Below are 25,211 nucleotides of genomic sequence, written 5' to 3' on the forward strand. Positions count from 1 at the left end.
GCCCGGCCGCTGCAACCGCCCCTGCTGGAACCGCCCCTGGACGTGATGCGCCCGGCCGCCGTCGACGCGGTGCCGGAGCCGGACGGCCTCGGCGGCTCCGGTGTCGTCTACGAGCTGAAGCTGGACGGGTTCCGCTGCCTGGCCTTCGCCCGCGGGGACCGCCCGCCCTACCTGCAGTCCCGTTCCGGCCGCGACCTCTCCGCCGACTTCCCGCCGATCGCGCGGGCCGTCGCCCGGCTGCCCGCCGGCCTCGTCCTGGACGCCGAACTCGTCGCCTGGCGGGACGGCCGGTTCGCCTTCGAGGAGCTCCTGCGCACCCGCGCCGCCCGCGAGGCCGACGACGTGGCGCTCGGCCTGATCGCCTTCGACGTGCTCGCGCTGCCCGGCGGGCAGGACGTCCGCGGGCTGCCGCTCACCGACCGGCGCCGGCTGCTCGCGGAGGTGCTGGCCGGAGTGCCGCCGCCGGTCCAGCAGGTGATGGCCACCACCGACCGCGCCGAGGCGCTCAGCTGGGTCGAGCGGCTCGCCGCGACCGGCGTCGAGGGCCTGGTCTGCAAGGGCGCGGCCTCCCCCTACCGGGCCAGGGGCGCCGGCCGGGTCTGGGTGAAGTACCGCCCGCACGACACCGCCGACGCCACCGTCACGGCCTTCACCGGGACGGCCACCCGCCCGCAGGCGCTGCTGCTGCGGCTGGCGGACGGCCGCGAGGTGCTCAGCTCACCCCGGCTCACCCCCGTCCAGGCCCGCCCGGTGGCCGAGGCGGCCGCCGGACTGCTCGGCGAGCCGCGCACCGACCCCGAGCACGGCCCGGTGCACCCGCTGGCCGGAGCGCTGCGGGCCGAGGTCCGGATCGACGCCGGGCGGGTGCTGCGGGCCCGCTTCGTCCGGCTGCGCGGCGACTGACCGGGCCGGGTGCCCGCACGGGTGCGGCCACCGACGGACCAGCCCGGACGGACACGTGCGCCGACCACGCCGAAAGTGGTCCCATGGATGCAGGACCTCGGCAGCGCGCGGCGCGCCCGGGCGGTCGTTCGAGAGGAGGCCAGTGATGGCCCGACCGATTTGGAGCGGGATCCTGAGCTTCGGCCTGGTGTCCGTACCGGTGTCGCTGTACGCGGCGACCGAGGACCACACCGTGCACTTCCGGCAGATCCAGCGCGGCACCTCCGACCGGGTGCGCAATCTGCGGGTGAACGAGCGCACCGGTGAGGAGGTCGCCTTCGGCGACATCGTGAAGGGCTTCGAGACCGCCGAGGGCGAGTACGTGGTGGTCGAGCCCGAGGAGCTGGAGCAGATCTCCCCCGGCCGTTCCAAGACCATCGAGATCACCGGCTTCGTCGACCTGGACCAGGTGAAGCCGATCTTCTTCGACAAGACCTACTACCTTGGCCCCAAGGGCAAGGAGTACGGCAAGGTCTACACCCTGCTGCAGAAGGCGCTGGAGCAGGCCAACCGGGCCGGGATCGCGATGTTCTCGATGCGCGGCAAGGAGTACCTGACGGCCGTCCGGGCCGAGAACGGCATCCTCACCGCCCACACCATGCACTTCGCCGACGAGGTGCGCGACCCGCACCACGAGATCGGCAACCTCCCGGACGGCGACACCGCGGTCAGCGACCGCGAACTGACCATGGCCGAGCAGCTGATCGAGATGCTGGCCGTCGACTGGAACCCGGACGACTACCACGACACCTTCGAGCAGAAGGTGCACGAGCTGATCGCCGCCAAGCAGTCCGGCGCCGAGTACGCCGCCCCCGAAGCCGCGCCCCGGCCCAGCAACGTCATCGACCTGATGGACATCCTCAGCCGCAGCCTGGAGAACGCCGGCCGGCCGGCCGGGGCCGCCGAACCCGAGCAGGCCGAGCAGGCCGAGGAGGCCGAGGAGGCCCCCCGGAGCGGTCGGACCGCCGCCGGCGGCAAGGGCGCCGCGAGCCGGAAGACGGCCGCCGCCACCAGGAGCAGCGGGAAGGGCGCCGGGAAGAAGGCCGCCGCCGAGGACCTCTCCGGGCTCACCAAGGCGGAGCTCTACAAGCGGGCCGGCGACCTCGACATCCCGCACCGCTCGACGATGACCCGTGACCAGCTCCAGGCCGCCCTGGAGGAGGCCGCCGCCGCGCAGGGCGACGACCGCCGGACGGCCAAGCCACGCCGGCACCTGCGGGCGGCCTCCTGAGGTACCGGCGGGATGCGTGGGCAGGCACCGGCAGGCTGCCCCGGCACCGGCAGCACCCGCCCCGGACCCCGCCGCCCGGCCGTCCCGGGCGGCGGACCGGCAGCGGCGCCCGGACGGCCCGCCCCGCGCCGAAAACCCCTTGATCGCCCGGCCGTCCCTCGCGGTAGCCTGGCCCGTCGATTCGGGACGCCCGCGCGACGGGTGACAGCCGCCGCGGCCCGTCGCGGCCGGAAGGACCAGCAGTGACCACCGAACGGATCGCCCCGCCCCTCACCGGCGGCGAGCGCGAGATGCTGCGCGCCTTCCTCGACTTCCACCGCGCCACCCTCGCCATGAAGTGCGACGGCCTCTCCGACGAGGAACTGCGCCGGCGGTCCAGCCCGCCCTCGACGCTCTCCCTGCTCGGGCTGGTACGGCACATGGCCGAGGTCGAGCGGACATGGTTCCGGCGGGTGATCGACGCCGAGGACGTCCCGCTCGTCTGGTCGGACGAGATGGACTACCAGGCCGCCTACGACGCGAGCACCTCCACCCGCTCGGAGGCCTTCGCCGCCTGGCAGGCCGAGGTGGAGCACTCCCGGCGGATCGAGGCGGCCGCCGAGTCGCTCGACGTGACGGGCCACCAGCCGCGCTGGGGCGAGGACGTCTCGCTGCGCCTGGTGATGCTGCACATGATGCACGAGTACGCCCGGCACAACGGCCACGCGGACTTCCTGCGGGAGGGCATCGACGGGGTCGTCGGCGCCTGAACCGGGCCGTCCGGCCCGGGGGTTCACCCGGCGGCCGGGCGGCCGCCGATCGGGGCGCCGGCCGGCCAGGCGCCCCGGGCCGAAAGTCCGAGGACCAGCGCGGCGATGTTCCACGCGTCGTCCTCGCCCCGGTGGTGGCGCCCCTCCAGCGGCAGCCCGGCGATCTCCAGCGCCCGCGCCATGCCGGGCCGCCTGCGCAGCCCGTGCGCCTCGGTGAACACCGCCTTGGCGTTGGTGTGCAGCCGCCCGAAGGGGTACTCGGTGCGGGTGGCGGCGCACTGCCGGGTGAACTGGTGCCGGTCGTAGTCGCCCCAGCTGGCCCACGGGCGTGCGCCGGACCGGTGCTCGGCGGCCAGCAGCCGGCAGGCCTCGGCGAAGCCGAGACCGGAGTCCACCTCGGCCTGGGTCAGCCCGGTCAGCTCGGTGCAGAACCCGCTGACGGACGAGCGCTGCGGCCGGACCAGGACCCGATGGCGGCCGACCCGCTCACCACTGCCGAGGTCGACCACGGTCAGCCCGATCTCGATGATCTCGCTGACCGCGCCCGGTGGCGGCCGCCCGTCCCAGCAGGTCGCCTCGACGTCCACCACGTTCCACAGCCCGCCCCCGTCGTCCATGCCGCTCAGCGTAGGGAGCCGGGCCCGCCGCGGCACCTGGAATTCGGGCCGCCCGGCGTGGCTCAGGAGCGGCCGGGCGCGCGCGTCCCCGCCGCCACCGCCACCGTCGCCGCCGCGGCCCTGGCCAGCTCGACCGGGTCGCCGGTGGCGGTGGTCGGGTGGCGGTCGGTCCGCCGGGCCCAGTCGTCGTCGACGGCGAACCAGTCGACCGGCGCCGGCGGGGCGCCGGTGGCCAGGGCCGCGTCCAGCGAGGCGAAGTACACCCCCCAGCGCTCGGCGTACAGCCCCGAGACCAGCCCGGACCACTCCCGGCCGGCGTAGTCGTGCAGCCCGCCGCCGTCGCTCGGGCCGCGCCCGCCCCAACTGGTCAGGATGGAGCGGGCGTCGTACTCCAGCTGGTCCGCCTCGGCCGGCGAAGCCCCCTGGGCCCGGGCCGCGGCCAGCCACGGCCCGAGCAGGAACCGCCGGTCGGAGCCGAGGAGTTCGTCCAGCAGGCCGACGGCGTCCTGCCACGCGGCGGTGGCCGAGCGGAAGCCCGCCAGGTCACCGGCCTCGTACGCGGCCCTGATCCGGGGCAGCAGGGCGCGGCCGTGATCGGCCAGCGCCTGCCGGGCGAGGTTCACCAGGTCGAAGCGGTACGCGTCGCTCGTCCGCAACGCCGGTGCCACCGCGAGCAGTTCGTCCAGCGCTCGGCGTACCAGCGCGGGGTCGTAGCGGATCGAGGGCGGGCTCCAGCTGGCCGCGCTGGCGACGGTCAGGCTCGGACGCGCGGCGAACAGGCCGTCCTGCGCCTCGCTCCAGGAGTCGGAGGGCATCGCGTAGGGCCCCTGGCGCAGGGCGTCCCAGGCGGCGGCCGCGTGCGGGTCTGCGGCGCCGTAGCGCCGGGCGGCATAGCGGCCGAACCAGCCCGCCAGGTCGATCGGCCCGTCCTGCCAGGCCAGTCGGGTGAACAGGGCGAAGGCGGCCGGGTCGGTTCCGGTCCCCTCCGGCAGGTAGGCGATGCCCTGCAGGGCGCTGCCCGGCCGGGAGCGCCACTCCTGGAAGCGCCGCGCCCAGACCCCCGCGTTGGCGCCGATCGTGGTGTGGCCGCCGAAGTTGGGGATGCTGCCGAAGGCGTACGGGGTGCCGTGCCAGTCGGCGTCCCGGTCGAGGCCCTCGTACCGGTCGGACAGGCCGTCCACGATCAGCATCCTGGACCGGTCGACGCCGGCCAGCAGCGCGTCCGAGGGGTTGTCCTGCCAGCCCAGGATGGCCCAGGTCGCCCCGGGACGGGCGGTGAGCAGCGCCCGCTGGACGGCGGCGGCGGCCGCCGTGACGTCCACCGGTCCTGCCTGGCCGCCCTCGTGCAGCAGGTCCATCTTGTACATCGCGCTGTCGCCGAAGGCCTCGCTCTGGGCCCGGTAGTAGGCGGCGGCCAGCCGGCCGAACAACGGCCCGGTCGGGTCCAGCCAGTCGGGCCGGGTGAAGCCCACCCAGTCGCCCTGCGGCACCGTCCGCGCGCCGGGGTTGCGGGCGGCGAAGCCCGGGGGCACGGTGCCGAAGTACCCGGGCAGGACGGGTGTCATCCCGAGCGAGCGCAGCTGGTCGGTGATGCGTCGGCCCAACGTGGCCCGGGCGGAGATGAGTTGCTCGGAGACCGGCCCGCCGAAGCCGCTCATGTTCTGCAGCAGCCACCAGCTCTGGTGGGCCGGCGCCGGGATCCAGTCGCGCAACTCGTCCGCGCCGTAGCCGAATTCCTGCAGCGCCCGGTAGTACGGGTACTCGGCGCCGGCCTGCACGAACACCTCGTTGACCCCGTGCAGCGCCAGGACGTCGATCTCGTGCTGGTAGGAGGCGAAGTCCCGGTAGGCGCCGGAGTAGCCGTCGTCGGTGTCGTTCAGCGCGTAGCGGTGCGGGACGACGGCGGCGCGGGTGACCGGGGCCGGGACGGCCGGGAGGACGGCGGGCAGGGCGGCCGCCGAGTCGCCGGGCAGGCCGATGTCGACCTTGGCCACGTTCTCCAGGTACCAGCCGACGCCGGTCAGCAGCGCGGCGGGGGAGGTGCCCCGGACGGTGACGGCGCCCGCCGTGCCGGAGACGGCATAGGTGTCGGCGCCGCTCCGCGGGGCCGCCGTCAGGGTGAACTGCGCCGCCCGGGCGGGCAGCAGCCGCCCCAGCGCGGCGACGGCCGGCGCGGAGTCGAAGGGGGCGGCGGCCGGCCGCCCGCTGCCGGGCAGGGGCGCGGCCCCGGCCGGGCCGGCCCCCGGCAGCAGCACGCAGCAGGCCGTCAGGGCGGACAGGACCGCCAGGGCCGCCGGCACCGCCGGGTTCGAGGGTGTTCCGGCGGGTCCGGCGGCGGTCTCGGGCCGGCCGCGGCGGGGGCGAGATGGCATCGGGTGCTGCCTTCCGGGCGCGGCGCGGGCGCGCCGGGGGAGGGAGGGGCTCACCTCGGGATTGTCCAGGCCGGCGGCGTCCGCGGCGGTCGCCGACGCCGAGGCGTACGGGTGACAGCGGCGGGCCGGGATGCCGGGGGCGGGCGTGCGGGTGGGGGCGGGGCGGGGAGGACCTGTCGGTCACCAGGCCGGGATGGGGGCGGGTTCGGCCTGGCCCAGGTCGGGTGTGTCCCGCAGTTCCACGGCGGGGCCCGCGCGGTGCAGCTCCAGCACGACGATCTCGTTCCGGCCGGCCCGCCAGAGCGGCGCGGGCGCGTACAGGGTGCGCTGCGGCCCGTCCTCCCGGTACCGGCCGAGCGCGAAGCCGTTGAGCCAGACCGTGCCGCGGCCCCAGCCGGGCAGGGCGAGGAAACCGTCGGCGGGCGCGTCGAGGTCCAGCACCGCCCGGTGGAAGACCGGGCCTGCGAGCCGCCCGCCGGTCGCGCCGACCGGGGCCCGGTCCCGGTCGAACGGCAGCGCGGAGAGGTCGGTGAGCGGCAGCGGGCGGATCTCCCAGCCGAACTGGTACTGGCTGTCCAGCCGCACGCCGCCGGTGATGCCCTTGCGGTCGGCGAGCAGCGGCCCGTAGTTGATCCGGCCCAGGTTCTCGACCAGCAGGTCGAGTTCGGCGCCGCCGGCCGGGACGGTCAGCGGCAGTGCCCGGCCGGGCCGGTTGCGGTCGAGGACCCCCAGCTCCACCCCGTCCAGGAAGACCTGTGCCCGGTCGGCCAGGCCGTCGATCCGCAGCTCGGCGTGGGCCAGCGGGCCGCGCAGCCGGGTCCGGTAGTGGATCAGGCCGAGCGACTGGCCGAACGTCTCCATCGGCTCGGGCTCGGCCCGGTGCACCGGCTCGGCCAGCCCGTCCAGCGCGGTCAGCAGTCCCGCCCGGCCGTCCGGGACGATGCTTCGCGGGGCCAGCCGGGCGGGCGGCGGCGGGGGAGTGTGGGCGATCGGGCCGGTGTGCCTCTCGATCACCTCGCGGAAGCGGTGGTACTTCTCGGTGAGTTCGCCGGCCTCGCCGACCGGGGCGTCGTAGTCGTAGCTGGTGACGATCGGCTGGTAGACCTCCCCGGTGTGGTTGGCGCCGTTGTACCAGCCGAAGTTGGTGCCGCCGTGGCCCATGTAGATGTTCACCGAGGCGCCCGCCGTGAGGAGTTCGTCCAGCACGCCGGCCGCCTCCGTGGCCTCCCGGGTGTGGTGCGGCTCGCCCCAGTGGTCGAACCAGCCGTGCCAGAACTCCATGCAGACCAGTGGGCCCTCGGGTTGGTGGCGGCGGAGGCAGTCCAGGGCGGACTTCGGGCGGGAGCCGAAGGTGCCGGTGGTGAGGATGCCGGGCAGCCGCCCGCCGAGCTGGAACCCGTCGGCCGCGCCGTCGGCGGTGAACAGCAGGCAGTCGACGCCGCGCCGGACCAGGCCGTCGCGCAGGTGCTCCGGGTACGCCGTCTCGTTGCCGTAGCTGCCGTACTCGTTCTCGACGCCCATCGCCACCAGCGGGCCTCCGTTGCCGGCGAGCAGCGGGAGCAGGACGGGCACCAGGACGTCGAACCAGGAGTCCACGGCGGCCAGGTACGGGGTGTTCACCCGGCGGAGCCGCATCCCGGGGTCGGCGAGCAGCCAGCCGGGCAGGCCGCCGAACTCCCACTCCGCGCAGATGTACGGGCCGGGCCGGACGATCACGTCCAGCCCCAGCTCGCCGGCGGTGCGGACGAAGGCCGCGACGTCCTTCCCGCCGCTGAAGTCGTGCCGGCCGCGCACGGGCTCGTGGACGTTCCAGGCGACGTAGGTCTCGACGGTGTTCACCCCCATCGCGCGCAGCCGCAGGAGCCGGTCGTGCCAGAGGTCGGGGTGCACCCGGAAGTAGTGGATCGCGGCGGAGACGATCCGGTGCGGGCGGCCGTCGCGCAGGAAGCCGGCGTCGGTGAGGGCGAGGCGGGGGACGGGCTGGTGCATGGGGATCCTGGGGCCGGGATTGGGCGGGGCGGGCTGGTGCGCGGTGACGTTGGGAGGTGATCGTGCGTGGTGCTGGTGCGTGGTGCTGGTGAGGGGTGCTGGTGAGGGGTGCTGGTGAGGGGTGTCGGTAAGCGCTTACCCAATGGAACGGTACGAGCCCCGTGCCGGGAGGTCAAGAGTGGTCCGGCCCGACCCGGCGATGTTTCGCCGGGCCGGGCCGGGTCGGCTCAGGTCAGGCCGGGACGACCGTGATGTCGTCGCAGTACCCGTAGCCGGTGCCGCTGCGGGCGTAGCAGTAGATCCTGGCCGTGGTCGCGGTCGGGCCGGTGGTGAACACCGTGCTGCCCGCGGCGTAGGTGGTGGCGGTGAAGCCGGCCCGGGTGGTGGACCCGGCGGTGTCGTACTGCTTCGCCCCGAGCGAGACCTCGGTGCCGGCGGCCGACACCTTGCCCCAGCCCGACAGCCGGTAGGTGGTGCTGGGCGCGACCGGGACGACCTGCTCGACCGCGGCCGGCGCCGGGCCGACCCGGGCGCCGAAGCCGCCGGTGCGCGCGGCCGCCGGGTCGGCGGCCGCGCCGCCGTACCACGTCCAGGGGGCCAGGGCGCCGCTCTCGAAGCCGGGGTTGACCACCGGGTCGGCGGCCGAGCACGCGGCGTCGTCGAAGGAACTCGCCTGCTGGAAGCCGATGTCGGGGCGGCAGGCGGCCGGCACGGCCGAGCCGAAGTAGTCCAGGCCGCCGTTGGCCGCGACGGTGGCGCCCGCCGCGCGGGCGGGGGAGCCGGCGCCCAGCCGGTAGTCGGCGGCGGTGCTTCCGCCCGGGTTCAGCAGACCCGGATCGGCCGTGATCTTGCGCGGGTCGGCCGGTTCGTCGGCGGGGTGGTAGCCGTGGAGGACGTTCGAGTCCCAGCTGAAGTCGGCGGGCTTCCAGGCGTTGCCGCCCCAGCCGGAGTACCCGCCGGTGCCCAGGTTGGAGAAGATGTTGCCGCTCAGCCGGGTGACCGAGTTGCCGGCGCCCTGCTGGATCACCGATGCGGTCGAACCCGGGGGCAGGTAGGCGGTGTTGTTGTACATCCGGGCGTTCTTCTCGCCGACCGCGAACAGCCAGCGAGTCCGGTCGTTGCTGCTCAGGTTGTACCGGACGACCGTCCCCGTGCTGCTGGAATTCGCGCCGCAGGCCCCGCAGAACAGCATGAAGCCGCCCTCGTTGTCATGGCTGTAGTTGTACTGGAACAGCGCGCCGGTGTTGCCGTAGTCGGAGTCGAAGGCCATGCCGTCGTTGTTGTCGGACAGCCGGCGGACATGGTGCACCTCGTTGTACTGGATCGTGGTCCAGTCCGAATCGATCGTCCAGATACCGGCGTTGGAGCCCATCGGGCGCATCGCCAGGTCGTAAGCGGTGTTGTGCTCGACCAGCGCGTGGTCGGCGGCCCGCACCACGATGCCGTCGCCGCCGATGTCGTTCAGGGTGTTGCCGCGGAAGACGACCCTTGTGCTGGCGCGCCAGTTGACGGTGCTGCCGCAGTTGTCGCCGCTGCCGTAGGACGGGCGGCACATCCAGGTCGAGCGGTTGGTCAGGCCCTCGCGGTCCACCCGGGAGATCCGGGAGTTCTGCACCAGGACGTCGTCGAAGTTGGTCGGGGTGGTGGCGCCGCTGACCCGGAACTGGATCCCGTTGCTGAACTTCCCTTTGTCGCCGTTGACGTCGTGCACGTAGACGTCGTCGACCACGTAGTGGGTGCCCACCCCGTCGGGGAGGTCGGCGATCTCGACCAGCAGGCCGTTTCGCTCCTTCCTGACGGCGTTGGTGTCCTGGAACGTGATCTCCAGGTCGCGGATCTCCCACTGCTCCACGTTGTAGAGGTGGACGGCCGCCTTCTCGCCGGTGGCGGCGTCCCCCGCGACCACCGGCCGGGCGCTGCCGGGGCCGTAGGCGGCCAGGGTGACGGGGGCGCCGGCGGCGCCGGAGCCCTGGGGCTTCAGGGTGCCGGTGCAGGTGCTGCCGCGCCGGAGCAGGAGCCGGTCGCCCGGGCCGAACAGGTGGGCGTTGGCGGCGGCGAGGCTGTTCCAGGGGTCGGCCTGGCTGCCGGACCCGCCGCTGCCCGCGGCGCAGTCGAGGTACCAGGAGGTGGCGGCGGCCGAGGCGGGCGGGGCGCCGAGCGCGCCGAGGGCGGCGGTCAGGGCGGCGCCGACGGCGAGCGCCTTGAGCCGGCGGGGGTGAGGCAGGAACATGAGGGACTCCGCAGTCGTGGGTGGGGTGTCGCGGGAGTCGAGCCGTGGTGCCGCGTCCGCGCCGGGTGGACTCGCGGCGGGCGGCGGGAGGGTTGCGCGGCCGGGCCGGGCCGGGGGAAGGGGCAGGATGTGTGTCGTGGGGTGCTGCCCCGGCGGTGCTGCCACAACGGATCCGGCCGGGCGTTCGCCGCCCGGCCCGGCCCGGCCCGGGCGGTGCGTGCGGTGCGGCCCGGCCCGGGCGGTGCGTGCGGTGCGGGCCGGGGCGCTGCGGCCTGCGACGGGCAGTGCCTTGAAGCGGCCGCCGACGGAACCGTAGGGTCGGTAGGCTGATCGAGTCAATACATCGAGACCACTGGATCGTATATTGATCGAGTGATACGAATGCGACCAGTTGGGCTCACGTCGAATCGGGCCCGGGATCGGGGAAGAACGCCATGACCCTTTCGTCCGAGGAACGCCGCGCGCGGATCCTTGAGGTGGTGCGGGACACGGGGACCGTGCGGGTGGTCGACCTGGCCGCCCGGATCGGCATCTCCGCCGTCACGGCCCGCCGCGACGTCGCCGCACTGGCGGACGCCGGCCTGCTGCACCGCGTGCACGGCTCGGTGGCGCTCCCCGACACCGGGGCGTTCGGCAAACCCGAGGGCCGCGACCGGGTGATCGGCATGCTGGTGCCCACGGTGGCCTCGTACTTCAACGAGGTGATCGCCGGCGCCCGGGCGTCCGCGGCCACCGCCGGCGCCCAGCTCGTGCTGGCGATCTCGCCCTACGAGGCCCGCGACGACCGGGCCCAGGTGGAGCGCCTGCTGGAGTCCGGCGTGGACGGCCTGCTGCTCACCCCCAACTGGCGGCCCGGCAGCTGGCCCGCCGACAGCGAGTGGCTGGCCGAACTCCCGGTGCCGACCGTGCTGGTGGAGCGCAAGGCCCGGCCCGGAACGGCCGGTGCGGAGCTGGACGCCGTCTCCTCCGACCACCAGCACGGCGTGCTGCTGGCCCTGCGTCACCTCGCCTCGCTCGGCCACCGGTCGGTGCTGCTGGCCGCCCGAGAGGACACCTGGACGGCGCAGCGGGTGCGGACCGGCTACGCCAAGGGCATGCAGTACCTGGGCATGGAGGCGTACCCGGTGACCGACATCCGGCTGGCCGGGCCCGGGGCGACCGCCGCCGCGCCGGACCTGGAGTACGTGGCCGACCAGATCGCCCGGGCGGTCGGGCAGGGCGTGCGCGCCGCGCTCGTCCACAACGACCAGGACGCCATCCAGCTGGCGCCGCTGATGCGGGCCCGCGGCCTGCGGATCCCGGACGACCTGGCGCTGATCTCCTACGACGACGTGTTCGCGGCCCTGGCCGCGCCGCCGCTGACGGCCGTCGCCCCGCCCAAGCGGGCCGTCGGCGGGGCCGCCCTGGACCTGCTGCTGCGCCGGCTCGGCGGCGGCGCCTCGCTGCCCGCCCACCACATCGAGCTGCTGGCCAGCCTGAAGGTCCGCGGCTCCTGCGGCGCCAAGGTGGCCGCGGTGCCCGCGGAGGGGCCGGCGCGGGAGGACTGACCGGCAGCCGGCCCGCCGCGACCCGTCAGCCGGGCTCCGGCGCGCCGGCCGCGCCGACACACGCCTCGTTGCCCTCGGGGTCGGCCAGCACGTAGGTCGACGGCGCGTCGGCGTCGCTCACCAGGCGTCCGCCGGCCGCGATCGCCGCCGCGACCCGGGCCTCGGCCTGGTCGTACGGCACCCAGACGTCGACGTGGACCCGGTTGCGCTGCGGGCGCGGCGCGTCCATCGGCTGGAAGTAGAACGGCGCTCCGCGGCGGCCGGGGTCCACCAGGTCCTCGCCGCTGTCCGCGCGGTCCTGATAGCCGAGCAGGGCGCGCCAGAAGGGCAGCACGGCGGGGGTTTCCAGCGCGTCGACGGTGACCTGGACGGTCTGCACGGCGGACGGGTCGGCCGCGATGCCCAGCGCGCGGGCCGTCGCCGAGATCTCGCGGGCCAGCCCCACGTGCCGCTCGGTCAGCCCGTAGTAGTCGTCCGTGAGCGTGATCAGCCGCACCGTCACGCCCTCGGGCCGCAGGTCGACATCCGGCGCGTGCGGCCCGAGACCGGGCAGTTCGGCGATCGCCCGGACCAGCCGGGCGCCGGTCGTGAACGACCCGGTGCGGAAGTACGCGCAGGCTCCCTCACCCAGTACCCGCCAGTCCTCCAGGCCGGCAATCCCGTGGAAGTACCGGGGCCTGATCCGCTCGTTTCCGTCCGCCGTGTCGGTCATCGGCCGACCGTATCGTGTCCGCCGGGCCGTCCCTCCGCGGCCCCGGCGGTGTGGCGGCCGCCCGGGCGGTGGTGGCCGCCGGCCGCCGCGGCGAGCATCCCCGCCAGCAGCCGTGCGCCGTCGCCGAGCAGCGGCGGGAGCGGCCGGGCGGCGGGGTGCCACGGGGCCTCGTACTCCCAGGCGACCCAGCTGTCCGGCGGGAGCGCGGCCACCGCCTCGGCGATCGGCAGCACCCCGGCGCCCAGCGGCAGCGGCGTGCGGTCCTCGGCGCCGGCGATGTCCTTGACCTGCAGATAGCCGAGCCGTGGGCCGAGGGCGGCGTAGCTGGCCGCGGGGGTCTCGCCGGCGAGCCGGGTGTGCATCAAGTCCCAGAGCGCGCCGGCGGCCGGGTGGTCGGCCGCCGCCAGCAGCCGGGCGACGTCCGCGCCGGACCGGTGCGAGTCGTGGGTCTCCAGCAGGACCCGCAGGCCGAGCTCCTGGGCCTGCCCGGCCACCGCGGCCAGCCGCCGGGCCCCGCGCCGGTCGGCCTCGGCGGCCGGTCCGTCGCCGCCGTGCGGGAAGACCCGCAGGTACCGGGCGCCCAGATCGGCCGCCAGCCGCAGCCGGGCACGGAGCGCGGTGAGGACGGGCTCGTCCGGCCCCGGCGCGGCGAGGCCGACGTAGGAGGCGAGCGTGAGCGGGACGACGCCTGCGGCGGTGAACTCTCTCACGGCCGAGCGGCGTTCGGACGAGTCCATGGCGGGGTGGACGGCCTCGCCCGCCGCGCAGCGCAGTTCCAGCCCGTGCCAGCCGTGGTCGGCGGCGAGCCGTAGCGCCTCGGGCAGGGGCAGGCCGGGCAGGCCGAGGGTGGCGAGGGCGAGGGGCACGGCACTCCTGAGGACGGCGACGGGGACGCGGACGGGGCAGGTCGGGGGCGCACGGACGGTGCGGGCGGGGGCCCGGCGAGCACGGTCTCAGGTTGGCCGGGGCTCGCCGGCGGCGGGCTCGGAGCGGACGGTGACCGTGCCGGCGCGGAGCACGGCGTGCTGACGGGTGCCGTCCGGCCAGGTCACCTCCACCCAGGCGCCGTCCGGGGAATAGCCGGTGCGGACCGATGCCCCCGAGGCGGGCTCGGGCGGCGCGGCGGCGTCCGGGCCCGCCTCGGGCGGTGCGGCGCCGAGCCGGCCGCCGCTGACGAAGAGGTCCCCGCCGGGCCTGCCGGCGGCGACGCCGTCCAGCACGGGGACGGCGCCGGCCGGCCCGTACGCGGTGCCGCCGGCGAGGGGGACGGCCCGGGCGGTGCTGAAGCCGTGCACCCGCGTCAGCCCGCCGTGGAGTTCGGCGACCTGTGGAGGGCGGGTGGCGCCCGGGTGGTCCGGGAGCCCGGTCCGGTCGTCGTGCTCGCTGCCGGACTGCTGGTTCTCGGGTTGCCCGTTGCCGGGTTGCTCGCCGCCGGGTTGCTCGCCGCCGGGTCGCCCGTTGCCGAGTTGCTTGCTGCCGGGTCGCCCGTCGCCGCCTTGCTCGCCGCCGGCCGGATCGCTTCCGGTGCCGTTGCGTCGTTCGGTCCGGACCCAGGCGTGGGCGCCGGTCGTCCCCGACCGGACGGCCGGGCCGGCCACCGGCCAGCCGCTCTGCCGTACGCCGGTGCCCGGTGCGGCGCCGGTGACCAGGTGGGCGTGGATCTCGTCGGCGCCGCGGGCCAGCACCACCGAGGTCACGGCGGCCCCGGGCAGCTCCGTCCCGCCGCACCGGGGCCGGTGGCCGGAGGCGGCCCAGCCGGGCCCGGAGCCGAGCGGCCTGATCCGTCCGCGTTCGCTGAGCACCCCCTCGGACAGCAGCCCGAAGTGGTTGTCGGGGACGTCCCCCGGGGCGCTCGGCCCGGTGGCGGTGGAGTGGGCCAGCCGGGCGTAGAGCGGGTCGTCCGGCAGCGTCTCGCCGGCCGGCTGGTCGTCGCTGCCGTGGTTGTGCAGCCGGACCAGCCCGTCCGCGGCGGTCGACTGGACCAGCCAGCCGGGCCGGGGCAACGGGTGCACGGCGTCGGCGCGTTCGGCCGGGCCGGGTTCCTCGGGATCGGTCCAGGCCGGATGGTCGGGCGGCAGCAGGAGCCCGACGAAGCCCTTGCTCGCCCAGTACGGCGAGGCGGGGCCCGAGTACGGCTGGACCATCGGCGGGTACGGCCCGTACCAGCCGAGCGAGAGCAGGCCGTCGGGTGCGGCGGCGCCGCGTTCGAGGAAGTGCCGCAGGGCGCCGGAGGCGAGCCGGCGGGTGGCGCCGGGGGAGAGGGGGGTGTGACCGGTGAGCGCCCCCGCCCAGAGCGGGGCGGCGGCGGCGAACCGGTAGCCGAGCGAGCGGCCCTGGTGCACGGGGGCGCCGTCGGCGCCGAAGGTCCGCGCGTAGCCGTCCAGGTAGGCGGCGAGCCGGGGGCCGTAGGTGTCGAGCAAAGTGCTGCTGTTGGGGCTGTTGGGGCTGTTGGGGCTGGCCGGGTCGGTGGGGCCGGCAGGGCTGATGGGGTCGGTGGGTGCGCCCGCGGCGGCCTTGGCGCAGAGGTGGGCGTGCAGGACGGGGTAGAGGTGCAGGGCCCAGCCGTTGTAGTGGTCGAAGGCCCGCGGGCGGCCGTCGGTGTACCAGCCGTCGCCGCGGTACCACTGCTCGATCTTGGCCAGGCCGAGGTCGACGGCGCGGCGGGCGGCCTCGGCCTCGATGCCGGCCTCGGCGAGGAAGGCTCCGACGGTGAGCGGGAACAGCCACCAGTTGTTGTCGTTGGGGGTGCGGTGCAGGGCCTGGGCCAGCCACCCGCCGGCCCGTTCGCGGACGCCGTCGTCCAGCCGGTCCCAGAGCCACGCGCGGGTCAGGCGCAGGGCGAGGGCGACGGAGGCCGCCTCGACCATGGCCTGGCCCCGGTCGGTGATCGCGGGCCAGGAGTACGGGTCGTCGGCGGTGACGGCGCGTTCGGTGGTGGGGGCGCGGGTGCCGGCGTCCAGCCCGGCGGCGTAGCGCTCCAGCAGGCCGCCGGGGTCGGCGCCGCCGGCGCCGGCGATCCGGAAGGCGGCCAGCAGGAAGGTGCGGGCGTAGCCCTCCAGCCCGTCGGAGCGCGGGCCGGACCAGCTGGGCCGGGCACCGGGCAGGTTGATCAGGGCCTGGCCCGGGCCGGCGTGCGGCCGGACGGCGGCCAGCAGTCCGTCGGCGACGGCCTCCCAGTGGGCCCGGGTCCAGCCGGTGCGGGGGCTGCGGACGCGGTCCTCGGGCGGGAGGGGGAAGGGGAACGGACGGGGCGGCTGGGGCATGGGGGCTTCCTCGGTCCGGGGCCCGGAGCGGGCGGTCACCGCGCGGGCGTCCCGAATCTAGGAAGGGCGTGATCGTTCGTCAAGGAAAGCGATCGAATGATCGGACGGATGGCTCGAACCCGCCACGGGACGTACGCGCGACGGGATCCTCTCCGGAGGCACCGGTCGAACCGTCGCCGCTGTTCACGCCAGGCCCCCCGGGGGGCCGACAGGGGTGGGTGCGCCCATGCGCCACTGATCGATCGGCGTGATCGAATGATCAGTCAAGGATCAGTTGATCTAAAACTCTTGACTTCGATCAGCGCCCGTCCCAGGATGACGACACCCCACCCAGAGGAGCCGCGCCATGTCCCACACCACCCGCCGCCGCAGCAGAGCCCTGCGCAGCGCCACCGCGGTCGCAGCCACCACCCTCTCGCTCGCCCTGCTCGCCGCCTGCGGCAGCTCCGGGAGTTCCGACAGCTCCACCGAGGCCAAGAGCGACGGCAAGCCCGTCACCCTCACCTTCTGGGGCTGGGCCAAGGGCACCAAGGACGTCGTCACCGCCTTCAACGCCTCCCACCCCGGCATCCAGGTCACCTTCGAGGAGATCCCCTCCGGCAACGCCGGCGGCTACGCCAAGCTCGCCAACGCCGTGAAGGCCGGCAACGCGCCGGACGTCTTCAACGTCGAGTACCCCCAGCTGCCCGACTTCGTCAGCCAGGGCGCCGTCCAGGACATCAGCAAGCTGGTCGGCACCGACCTGAAGAAGAAGTACCTGCCGCAGGCCCTCGACCTGACCACCCTCGGCGGCGCCAACTGGGCGCTCCCGCTGGACGCCGCGCCGCAGGCCTTCTACTACCGCAAGGACCTCTTCGAGAAGGCGCAGATCACCCCGCCCAAGACCTGGGAGGAGTTCCGCACGGCCGCCGAGCGCCTCAAGGCGGCCGAGCCGACCGCCCGCATCGCCACCTTCTTCCCCGACGACCCGAGCACCTTCGAGGCCAACTCCTGGCAGGCGGGTGCCCACTGGTTCAACGCCGTCGGCACCACCTGGGACGTCCGGATCAACGGCGCCGAGACCCAGCGGGTCACCGACTACTGGCAGAAGATGGTCGCCGACGACCTGGTCAACGTGATGCCCTCGTTCAGCCAGCAGTGGACCGCCTCGCTGCAGAAGGGCGAGACGGCCGGCTACCTGGGCGCCTCCTGGGGCGGCGGCGTGCTGAAGAGCAACCTGCCCGACGCCTCCGGCAAGTGGGCCGTCGCCCCGATCCCGACCTGGGACGGCAAGCCCGCCAGCGGCATGCTGGGCGGCACCACCTTCGCCGTCTCCAAGGACAGCAAGAAGGCCAAGGCCGCCGTCGAGTTCTCCACCTGGGCGACCACCACCGAGGAGGGCATCCAGGCCCGGATCGCCTCCGGCAGCTCCTCCGCCTTCCCGGCCGCCCCCGCGCTGGTGCCGGTCGCCAGGAAGGCCTTCGACACCGCCTTCTACGGCGGCCAGGACATCTACGCCGTCTACAGCGCCGCCGCCACCTCGATCCGCGCCGACTGGACCTGGGGTCCGGCGATGGGCGTCACCAACACCTCGCTCAAGGACGCCTTCGGCAAGGTCGCCGGCAAGACCGACACCATCGATTCGGCCGTCTCGGGCGCCCAGAAGGCCACCGTCGCGGAGCTGAAGAACCGCGGGCTCCAGGTCGCCGAGTGATGACCCGCCCGCCCGCTCCCCGCACCGAGGCCGGCCCCGAGCCGCGGACCGGGGCCGGTACGCCGGCCCCGGGCCCGGCCGGTCCCGCCGCCCCTTCCCGTACCGCCCGTCCCGGCCCCGCCCGTCCGCGCCCCACCCGGGCGGCCGGAAGGCGCGGGGCCCCCGCCCTGCTGCTCGCCCCGTTCATGGTGCTGTTCACGGCCTGCACGCTGATCCCGATCGGCTACGCCGTCCACCTGAGCCTGTACACCGAGCGCCGGTCCGGGCTCGGCTTCGGCGGCACGGTCAGCGTCTTCACGGGCCTCGGCAACTACACCCGGGCGCTCGGCGACCCGGCCTTCCGCGAGGGCTTCCTGTCCGTCGCCGGGTACTGCCTGCTGTACATCCCGCTGATGCTCGGACTGTCGCTGCTCCTCGCGCTGCTGCTGGACTCCGCGCTGGCCCGGGCCCGCCGGTTCTTCCAGCTGGCGCTCTTCCTGCCGCACGCCGTACCCGGCATCATCGCCGCACTGATCTGGATGTACCTCTACACCCCCGGCATCAGCCCGGTGGTCGGAGCCCTCGACACCCTCGGCGCGCAGCCCGACCTGCTCGGCAACCCGCTGCCCGCGGTGGTGAACATCGCCCTGTGGGAGTGGGCCGGCTACAACATGGTGATCTTCTACGCCGCCCTGCAGGCCATCCCCCGGGAGATCCTGGAGGCGGCCCGGGTCGACGGCGCCGGCCCGCTGCGCACCGCGTTCAGCGTCAAGATCCCGCTGATCCGGGCCTCGCTCACCATGGTCGGCCTGTTCACCGTCATCGGCTCCCTCCAACTGTTCACCGAACCGATGATCCTGCACGGCGCCGCACCCACCGTGACCAGCACCTGGACTCCCAACATGTACGCCTACTCCGCCGCCTTCGACCGCAACGACTACGGTCTGGCCGCCGCCGCCTCCGTCCTGCTCGCGCTGACCGCCGCCGCGCTCTCCTACGCCATCACCCGGGGCGGCCGGGCCGGCTCCTCCCGCCGAGCGAAGGCCGGCGCATGAGCATCCTCGCCCCCGGCCGCCGCACCCGGCCCGACCACGCCCCCGCCGCCCCGGCCCCCGTCCGCCGGCAGCCCTGGAGCCTCTCCAGGGCTGCCGTCAACGGCGCCCTCGTGCTGGCCACCGCCTACACCCTGCTCCCGCTCGGCTGGCTGCTCAGCGCCGCCGCCAAGAACACCGGGGACCTGCTCGGCGGCCGCGGACTCTCCCCGGAGCGCTGGCACCTCGGCGACAACCTGCACGCCCTGGCCACCACCGGCGACGGCATCTACTTCCGGTGGTACCTCAACTCCCTGCTGTACGCCGGGATCGGCGCCGTGCTCTGCGCCTTCGTCTGCGTCTGCGCCGGCTACGCGTTCCACGTCTACGCCTTCCGCGGCAAGGAGCAGTTGTTCGGGCTGGTCCTGCTGGGCGTGCTGGTGCCGACCACCGCGCTGGCGCTGCCGATGTACCTGCTCGCCTCCCAGCTGCACATCGTCAACACCTTCTGGGCGGTGTTCATCCCGTCCCTGGTCAACCCGTTCGGCGTCTACCTTGCCCGGGTGTTCTGCGCCGGCTACATCCCGTCCGAGGTGCTGGAGGCCGCCCGGGTCGACGGCGCGGGCGAGTTGCGGATCTTCTGGTCGATCGGGCTGCGGATGGTGATGCCCGGGTTCGTGACCGTGTTCCTCTTCCAGTTCACCGCCATCTGGAACAACTTCTTCCTCCCGCTGGTGATGCTCTCGGACAACCGGCTCTTCCCGGTCAGCCTCGGCCTGTACGCCTGGAACACCCAGACCACCGCCTTCCCCGAGTACTACCCGCTGGTGGTGACCGGTTCGCTGCTGGCCGTCGTGCCGCTGGTGGTCGCCTTCGTCGCCCTGCAGCGCCACTGGAAGGCGGGCCTGACGGCGGGCAGCGTCAAGTGACCTCCCCGGGCCCGGTCCTGGCCCCGGCGCCGCCGCGCCGTGGCGATGCCCCACGCCTCGCCACGGCAACCGCAACCGCCACGGCAACCGCCATCGGCACCGCCCGTCACCCGCCACCCGCCGCCCGAAAGCCGCGCGCAACCCGGCCGCCCCGCCCCGGCGGCCCCACCGCCCCCACCTGCCCGACAGGAGCCCCCGAGTGCCCGACCTGCAGCCCGCACCCCCCGCCGCAGGGCCCGCGTCCGTCCCCGACACGGCGTCCCGAGCGGCTCCCGCCCGCCGCCCGCGCGTCCTGCTCGCCATGCATCCCGACATCGCGCCCCGCCTGCTGGACGCCGACACCCTGGCCAGGCTCAGCGCGCTCGCCGACCTCGACCCGGCCCTGGTCGTCGACGACTTCAGCACCCCGGCGGCCGCCGCCGCGCTGCGCGAGGCCGAGGTCATCGTGAGCTGCTGGGGCTGCCCCCCGCTGGACGCGGCCGCCCTCGCGGCCGCACCCCGGCTGCGCGCCGTCATCCACGCCGCCGGGTCCGTCAAGCACCACATCACCGAGGCCTGCTGGGAGCGCGGCATCGAGGTCACCTCGGCGGCCTGGGCCAACGCCCTGCCGGTCGCCGAGTACACCGTCGCCGCCGTCCTGTCCGCCAACAAGCGGCTGCTGCAACTGCGGGCCGACTACCGCCGCCTGCGCGCCCCGCACGACTGGCAGGCCGGCTACGCCGGGGCCGGCAACTACCGCCGTACGGTGGGCATCGTCGGCGCCTCCCGGATCGGCCGGCGCGTCCTCGAACTGCTCGGCCCGTACGACCTGCGCCTGTTGCTGCACGACCCGTACGTGGACGCCGCCGGGGCCGCCCGGCTGGGCGCCCGGTCCGTATCGCTGGACGAACTCTGCGCCACCGCGGACGTGGTGAGCGTGCACGCCCCCGAACTCCCGGCCACCCACCACATGATCGACGGCCGCCGGCTCGCCCTGATGACCGACGGCGCCACCCTGGTGAACACCTCCCGCGGCTCGCTGATCGACCAGGACGCCCTGGTCGCCGAGCTGACCACGGGCCGGCTGAACGCCGTGCTGGACGTCACCGTCCCCGAGGTGCTGCCGCCCGACTCCCCGCTCTACGACCTGCCGAACGTGGTGCTCACCCCGCACGTCGCCGGCTCCCTGGGCGGCGAGCTGCACCGGATGGCGGCGGCCGCGGCCGACGAGCTCGCGCGCTGGACCCTCGGGCTCCCCTTCGCCCACCCGGTGGGCCCGGGGGACATCGGCCGATCGGCCTGACGTTCTGTCAGGACATCCTCACCCAGGCCAGGTTGGCGGGCCTGCGCGAGCCGGACCGCGGCAGGTCGTCCGGCGGTGATCCTCCGTCCGGGTCACCCGCCGATGTTGCGAACCGCCCCCGACGGGGAAGAGAAGCCGGGTAGATCAGCGAGGGGCCCGGCCGGCCGGGCGGGGAGGGGCACGCCATCATGGGCAAGCGGGAGTTGGGGCCCTATCCGGGGTTGCTGTACGCGCATCTGGTCGACGTCCACCGCGGCGGCAACGTCAAGGTGCACACCTTCGCCGTCCATCCGCTGCCGATTGCGCGGCCGGCCAAGGGCCGCACGGCCGAGACGCTGTCGTGCGGAACCTGCCGGCAACGGCTGCGCTACACCGTGCTGAGCCTCGCGGGGACACGGGCCCGCCGCGCCGCGTGGCTCACCCTGGCGATCGTCGGACTCGTGGCCACCGTCGTGTTCGGGTTCCAGACCTTCGCGCTCGGCGGGGACGTGCTGGAGGAGGGGCAGGAGAATCCGCTCGACCTGCTCGTCCCGCTCTTCCTCGGCGGCGGGGTGGCCGCAGTCACCGGGCTGAGCCGCTGGTGGCACGAGGACGGGGTCCGCGGGCCCGGCCGGCTGCTGGGGATGGGTACGCACAGCCTGCGCTGGCCCCGTTCGTAGGCCGCGCGTCCGGGCACCGCGCCCGCCCGAGGCCCACGACCGACCGGTCGTGGGCCTTCGGTACGGGCCGGGGTGTCCGGCGGGGGCGCCGCGCGGAGGTGCAGGGCGGCCCGGCGGGCGGCGGTCAGCCCCCGAGCAACTGGTCGGCCAGCTCCTGGACCCGGGCCATGGTGATCCCCTCCCGCTGTTCCACCGCGAGCGGGTGGTCGGTGGGTTCGAGGTCGATCAGCGGGCGCCGGCCGACCGCCCGGGTGCGCACGTGGGTCTTGAGGTTCAGGGTCGATTCGGCGTAGACGGGCAGTTCGGTGGAGAGCCAGCCGAAGTACGGCGGCTCCTGCTCGCGCGCCGGGTCCATCCACAGGTCGTGCGTGCGGGCGAAGTTCGGCTCGCTGAGGGAAGCCCACACACCCCAGGAGAAGACCTCGTCGTTGTCGAGCACCGGGATCTCCACCAGGCCGTGCACGAAGAAGTGCTTCCCCTTGATCATGCACAGGTCGGCGGTCAGCTCACTGTCCCGGCGCCACGCGTACCGGGCCTTCCAGACCACCGGGGCCGGGGCGCCGTAGGACATCGGAGGGCCGGACCGCGGCTCGTCGCAGCAGGAGCAGGTGTGGTGGTGAGCTTCGGGCATGCCGTCGAGCCTAGTCAACGGGGCCGGCGCCCGGCGCCGGGGTGCCCGGGGCGCGGGAGCCGGCGCCGAAGTCCTCCGCGATCCGGGCGCCGAGCCGCTCCAGCAGCGGGCCGGCCCCGGCCATCGAGCGCGCCGGGTCGGGCTCCAGAGCGCTGAGCGGGTACGCGCGGCCGACGCCGAGGGTCGCCAGTCCCGCTTCGTCCAGGGTGAGCCGGCCGCAGACCGCCACCACCGGCACGCCGTGCCGCCGGGCGGCGGCGGCCACCCCGGCGGGTGCCTTGCCCTGCAGGGTCTGGGCGTCGAGCGAGCCCTCGCCGGTGATCACCAGGTCCGCGTCGGCGAGCGCCGCGCCGAACCCGGTGGCCTCCAGCAGGACGTCGATGCCCCGGCGGCGGACGGCCCCCAGGCAGGCCAGTGCGGCGAACCCGGTCCCGCCGGCGGCGCCGGCCCCGGGCCTGCGTGCCGCGGCCCCGGCCGGCCCGGGCAGCACCTCGACCAGCCTGCGCAGCCCCTGCTCCAGCTGCTGGATCTGCTGGGCGGAGGCCCCCTTCTGCGGGCCGTACACGGCGGCGGCGCCGGCCGGCCCGAGCAGCGGGTTGTCCACGTCACTGGCGAGCACGAGGCCGGTGGCGGCCAGCCGGGGGTCGAGCCCGGACAGGTCCGCCCGCACCAGCCCGGTGAGCGCCCCGCCGCCTTCGGCGAGGGGGTGGCCGGCGGCGTCGGTGAAGCGCGCGCCCAGGGCCGTGAGCATGCCGGTGCCGCCGTCCGTCGAGGCGCTGCCGCCGACGCCGAGCACGACCGTCCGCGCGCCCGCGTCGAGCGCGGCGGCGATCAGTTGCCCGGTGCCCCGGGTGCCGGCCCGCAGCGGGGCCGGCCGCCCGCCCGGCAGCCGGTCCAGGCCCGAGGCCTGGGCCAGCTCGACCACCGCCGTCCCGTCCCGCAGGGCGAAGGATGCCTGTACCGGATCGCCCAGCGGGCCGTCGACGAGCAGGGTGCGGCGCTCGAACCCGGCCGCCACCACGGCGTCCACCGTGCCCTCCCCGCCGTCCGCGACGGGCAGCACGCGCACGGCCGCCCCCGGGGCCCGGCCGAGCAGCCCGGCGGCGAGGTGGCCGGCCGCCTGGGCGGCGGTCAGTGAACCCTTGAACTTGTCGGGGGCGACCAGGAAGCGACGGGCGGTGCGGCTGTTCACGAAGACCTCCGTGGGCGGGACGAAGGCGCCCCGGCGGCGGCCCCGGCCCCGCACCGCCTGGGCGGTGGGGCCGGGCCGGACCGCCGGAGCGCCCGGTGCGGGTGTCAGATCCGGGCGAGGTGGGTGCGGTGGCGCTCGACGAGGGTACGCAGGGTGAGGTCGCCCGGGGTGTCCCAGATCTCCTGGTTGAAGATCTCCACCTCGGTGAACCCGGTGTAGCCGGTGGCGGCCACGGCGGCGGCCAGCCGTGGGATGTCGATCAGGCCGTCGCCGACGTGGCCGCGGCCGAGCAGCGCGTCGGCGGGCAGCGGCAGCGTCCAGTCGCAGACCTGGAAGGCCAGGATCCGGTCGGCCGCGCGGGCGATCTGCTCCTCCACCTGCGGGTCCCACCAGACGTGGTAGGTGTCGACCACCACGCCGACCCCGGTCTCGCCGGTCCCGGCCTCGACCGCCTCGGCGAGGTCCAGGGCCTGGGCGAGGGTGGAGACCACCGCCCGATCGGCGCAGAACATCGGGTGCAGCGGTTCGATCGCCAGCCGGACTCCGTGCTCCCGTGCGTACGGGGCGAGTTCGGCTAGCGCGTCGGCGACCGCGCGGCGCGCGCCGCGCAGGTCGCGGCTGCCCTCGGGCAAGCCGCCGCAGACCAGGACCAGGACGCCGGTGCCTAGTGTCGCGGCCTCCTCGACGGCGCGGCGGTTGTCCTCCAGCGCGGCGGCCCGGCCGGCGGCGTCCGGTGCGGTGAGGAAGCCGCCGCGGCAGAGACTGGTGACGGTCAGCCCGGCCTCGCGGACCAGCCGGGCCGCCTTCGCGGCGCCGGTCTCGGCGACCCGGTCGCGCCACAGCCCGATGCCGGGGATGCCGGCCCGCACGCAGCCGTCGACGGCCTCCGGGAGGGTCCAGCGCTTGGTGGTGGCGGTGTTGAGCGAGAGCCCGGCGAGACCGGGGGCGGCCGCGAGCCGGCCGGCGGCCGGCCGGGGAACGGGGCCGGCGGTCATGCGGCCACTCCCTTCGAGGCGAGGAGGGCCCGCATCCGGGCGGTCGCGAGATCCGGGTCGGGCAGCGCCCCGGCCTCCCCGGCCAGCCGGAACACCTCGGCCAGGTGGACCAGGTCGCGGCTGTCCTGCTCGCCGCCGACCATGGTGAAGTGGTCCTGGTGGCCCGCGAGATGGGCGAGCAGGACCACCCCGGTCTTGTAGTGCCGGGTCGGCGCGGTGAAGACGTGCCGGGCCAGCGGCACGGTGGGTTCGAGGATCGCCCGGTACGCGGCGGTGTTGCCCCGGTCCAGGGCGTCCAGGGCGGCCGCGGCGTGGCCGGCGAGCGGGTCGAAGACCCCCAGCAGGGCGTGGCTGAAGCCGCGGTCGTCGCCGAGGATCAGCTCGGGGTAGTGGAAGTCGTCGCCGGTGTACATCTTGATGCCCTCGGGCAGCGCGCGGCGCAGCGCGATCTCCCGGTCGGCGTCCAGCAACGAGACCTTGATGCCGTCCACCTTGGCCGCGTTGTCGCGGATGATCTCCAGCACCAGGGCCGCCGCCTCGTCCAGGTCGGCCGACCCCCAGTAGCCCGCCAGGGCCGGGTCGAACGGCGTGCCGAGCCAGTGCAGGACGGCCGGCCGCTCCGTCCCGGCCAGCAGCCGGCCGTAGACCTCGGCGTAGTCCTCCGGGCCGGTGGCGGCGGCCGCCAGTGCCCGGCTGGCCATCAGGATCACCTGGGCCCCGGCCGCCTCGACCACCTCCACCTGCTCCTGGTAGGCCTCGATGATCTCCTTCAAGCCGGGTGCGGCGGTGGTCAGTTGGTCGGTACCCGCGCCGCAGGCCAGCCGCCCGCCGCAGGCCCGGGCGGCGGCGCCGGAGCGGGTGATCAGCTCGCGGGTGGTGGCCCAGTCCAGGCCCATGCCGCGCTGCGCGGTGTCCATGGCGTCGGCGACGCCCAGGCCGAGGGACCACAGGTGCCGGCGGAACGCCAGGGTGGCCTCCCAGTCGAGCGCGGCGGGCGAGCCGGGCCGGTGCTCCCGGGCGGGGTCGGCCACCACGTGGGCGGCGGCGAACACGGTACGGCTGCGGGCCGGGCCGCTCGGCGCCGGCCAGGAGGGCGGCTCGGGGACCCGGTAGCGCAGGAGGTCCCCGGAGGGGCGGGGGAGCAGGATCTCGTCGGACATGACTGGCC

At 75.3% G+C, this 25,211-nt stretch carries 20 protein-coding genes; 9 read left to right on the forward strand and 11 right to left on the reverse strand.

All coding sequences use genetic code 11. From position 1 onward, the window contains the following. Positions 1-45 precede the first annotated feature (45 nt). From J2S46_RS34100 to J2S46_RS34110, 3 genes are all read left to right on the forward strand, one after another. The gene (locus J2S46_RS34100) at positions 46-903 is read left to right on the forward strand and encodes an ATP-dependent DNA ligase (RefSeq protein ID WP_229912763.1); all 858 of its coding nucleotides are present in this window, start codon (positions 46-48) and stop codon (positions 901-903) included. A 145-nt stretch (positions 904-1,048) separates the two neighbouring features. Beyond that, on the forward strand, positions 1,049-2,173 hold the full coding sequence (ku, locus tag J2S46_RS34105; RefSeq protein ID WP_191290216.1) for a non-homologous end joining protein Ku: 1,125 nt from the start codon (positions 1,049-1,051) through the stop codon (positions 2,171-2,173). A 242-nt stretch (positions 2,174-2,415) separates the two neighbouring features. Then, the gene (locus J2S46_RS34110; protein ID WP_191290217.1) at positions 2,416-2,922 is read left to right on the forward strand and encodes a DinB family protein; all 507 of its coding nucleotides are present in this window, start codon (positions 2,416-2,418) and stop codon (positions 2,920-2,922) included. A 23-nt stretch (positions 2,923-2,945) separates the two neighbouring features. Here the strand turns inward: J2S46_RS34110 and J2S46_RS34115 are convergent, their stop codons facing one another. From J2S46_RS34115 to J2S46_RS34130, 4 genes are all read right to left on the reverse strand, one after another. Then, entirely contained in the window at positions 2,946-3,539 is a 594-nt protein-coding gene (locus J2S46_RS34115; RefSeq protein ID WP_191290218.1) for a 3'-5' exonuclease, read from the reverse strand. A gap of 62 nt (positions 3,540-3,601) precedes the next feature. Beyond that, entirely contained in the window at positions 3,602-5,911 is a 2,310-nt protein-coding gene (locus tag J2S46_RS34120) for an alpha-N-acetylglucosaminidase (RefSeq protein ID WP_191290219.1), read from the reverse strand. Between the two features lie 180 nt (positions 5,912-6,091). Next, a complete protein-coding gene (locus J2S46_RS34125; protein ID WP_191290220.1) occupies positions 6,092-7,900 on the reverse strand; it encodes a glycoside hydrolase family 35 protein in 1,809 nt (602 codons plus the stop codon). 232 nt (positions 7,901-8,132) lie between these two features. Beyond that, the gene (locus J2S46_RS34130; protein WP_191290221.1) at positions 8,133-10,130 is read right to left on the reverse strand and encodes a right-handed parallel beta-helix repeat-containing protein; all 1,998 of its coding nucleotides are present in this window, start codon (positions 10,128-10,130) and stop codon (positions 8,133-8,135) included. Positions 10,131-10,564: 434 nt separating this feature from the next. On the opposite strand from J2S46_RS34130, the gene J2S46_RS34135 reads away from it, so the two are divergent. Continuing rightward, positions 10,565-11,677, forward strand: a complete 1,113-nt coding sequence (locus J2S46_RS34135) for a substrate-binding domain-containing protein (protein WP_191290222.1) — start codon at positions 10,565-10,567, stop codon at positions 11,675-11,677. A gap of 25 nt (positions 11,678-11,702) precedes the next feature. Here J2S46_RS34135 and J2S46_RS34140 read toward each other — a convergent pair whose 3' ends face one another. The 3 genes from J2S46_RS34140 to J2S46_RS34150 form a co-directional block, all read right to left on the reverse strand. After that, positions 11,703-12,389: a 4a-hydroxytetrahydrobiopterin dehydratase gene (locus tag J2S46_RS34140; protein ID WP_191290223.1), complete on the reverse strand. Its 687-nt coding sequence runs from the start codon at positions 12,387-12,389 to the stop codon at positions 11,703-11,705. Further along, a complete protein-coding gene (locus J2S46_RS34145; RefSeq protein WP_191290224.1) occupies positions 12,386-13,255 on the reverse strand; it encodes a sugar phosphate isomerase/epimerase family protein in 870 nt (289 codons plus the stop codon). The genes J2S46_RS34140 and J2S46_RS34145 overlap by 4 nt, the downstream gene beginning before the upstream one ends. Positions 13,256-13,342: 87 nt before the next feature. After that, positions 13,343-15,652: a DUF2264 domain-containing protein gene (locus J2S46_RS34150; protein WP_229912740.1), complete on the reverse strand. Its 2,310-nt coding sequence runs from the start codon at positions 15,650-15,652 to the stop codon at positions 13,343-13,345. Positions 15,653-15,998: 346 nt separating this feature from the next. On the opposite strand from J2S46_RS34150, the gene J2S46_RS34155 reads away from it, so the two are divergent. The 5 genes from J2S46_RS34155 to J2S46_RS34175 all read left to right on the forward strand — a co-directional run bounded on the left by J2S46_RS34155 (position 15,999) and on the right by J2S46_RS34175 (position 21,225). Continuing rightward, positions 15,999-17,345, forward strand: a complete 1,347-nt coding sequence (locus J2S46_RS34155; protein WP_191290225.1) for an ABC transporter substrate-binding protein — start codon at positions 15,999-16,001, stop codon at positions 17,343-17,345. Beyond that, the gene (locus tag J2S46_RS34160) at positions 17,345-18,379 is read left to right on the forward strand and encodes a carbohydrate ABC transporter permease (protein ID WP_191290226.1); all 1,035 of its coding nucleotides are present in this window, start codon (positions 17,345-17,347) and stop codon (positions 18,377-18,379) included. Before J2S46_RS34155 ends, J2S46_RS34160 begins: the two co-directional genes overlap by 1 nt. Next, positions 18,376-19,284: a carbohydrate ABC transporter permease gene (locus J2S46_RS34165; RefSeq protein ID WP_191290227.1), complete on the forward strand. Its 909-nt coding sequence runs from the start codon at positions 18,376-18,378 to the stop codon at positions 19,282-19,284. The genes J2S46_RS34160 and J2S46_RS34165 overlap by 4 nt, the downstream gene beginning before the upstream one ends. A 301-nt stretch (positions 19,285-19,585) precedes the next feature. Further along, positions 19,586-20,566: a hydroxyacid dehydrogenase gene (locus J2S46_RS34170; RefSeq protein WP_191290343.1), complete on the forward strand. Its 981-nt coding sequence runs from the start codon at positions 19,586-19,588 to the stop codon at positions 20,564-20,566. Positions 20,567-20,754: 188 nt separating this feature from the next. Then, complete coding sequence (locus J2S46_RS34175; RefSeq protein ID WP_191290228.1) at positions 20,755-21,225, forward strand: hypothetical protein; 471 nt, start codon at positions 20,755-20,757, stop codon at positions 21,223-21,225. Positions 21,226-21,349: 124 nt separating this feature from the next. Here the strand turns inward: J2S46_RS34175 and J2S46_RS34180 are convergent, their stop codons facing one another. From J2S46_RS34180 to J2S46_RS34195, 4 genes are all read right to left on the reverse strand, one after another. Next, a complete protein-coding gene (locus J2S46_RS34180) occupies positions 21,350-21,856 on the reverse strand; it encodes a DUF2199 domain-containing protein (protein WP_191290229.1) in 507 nt (168 codons plus the stop codon). A 10-nt stretch (positions 21,857-21,866) separates the two neighbouring features. Continuing rightward, on the reverse strand, positions 21,867-23,048 hold the full coding sequence (locus J2S46_RS34185) for a glycerate kinase (protein ID WP_191290230.1): 1,182 nt from the start codon (positions 23,046-23,048) through the stop codon (positions 21,867-21,869). 104 nt (positions 23,049-23,152) lie between these two features. Beyond that, positions 23,153-24,043 (reverse strand): sugar phosphate isomerase/epimerase family protein, encoded by an 891-nt coding sequence (locus tag J2S46_RS34190; RefSeq protein WP_191290231.1) that lies wholly within the window; start codon positions 24,041-24,043, stop codon positions 23,153-23,155. Next, a complete protein-coding gene (locus J2S46_RS34195; RefSeq protein WP_191290232.1) occupies positions 24,040-25,203 on the reverse strand; it encodes a dihydrodipicolinate synthase family protein in 1,164 nt (387 codons plus the stop codon). The genes J2S46_RS34190 and J2S46_RS34195 overlap by 4 nt, the downstream gene beginning before the upstream one ends. Positions 25,204-25,211 lie beyond the last annotated feature (8 nt).

Origin of the sequence: Kitasatospora herbaricolor, assembly GCF_030813695.1 — a bacterium.
GTDB lineage: Bacteria > Actinomycetota > Actinomycetes > Streptomycetales > Streptomycetaceae > Kitasatospora > Kitasatospora herbaricolor.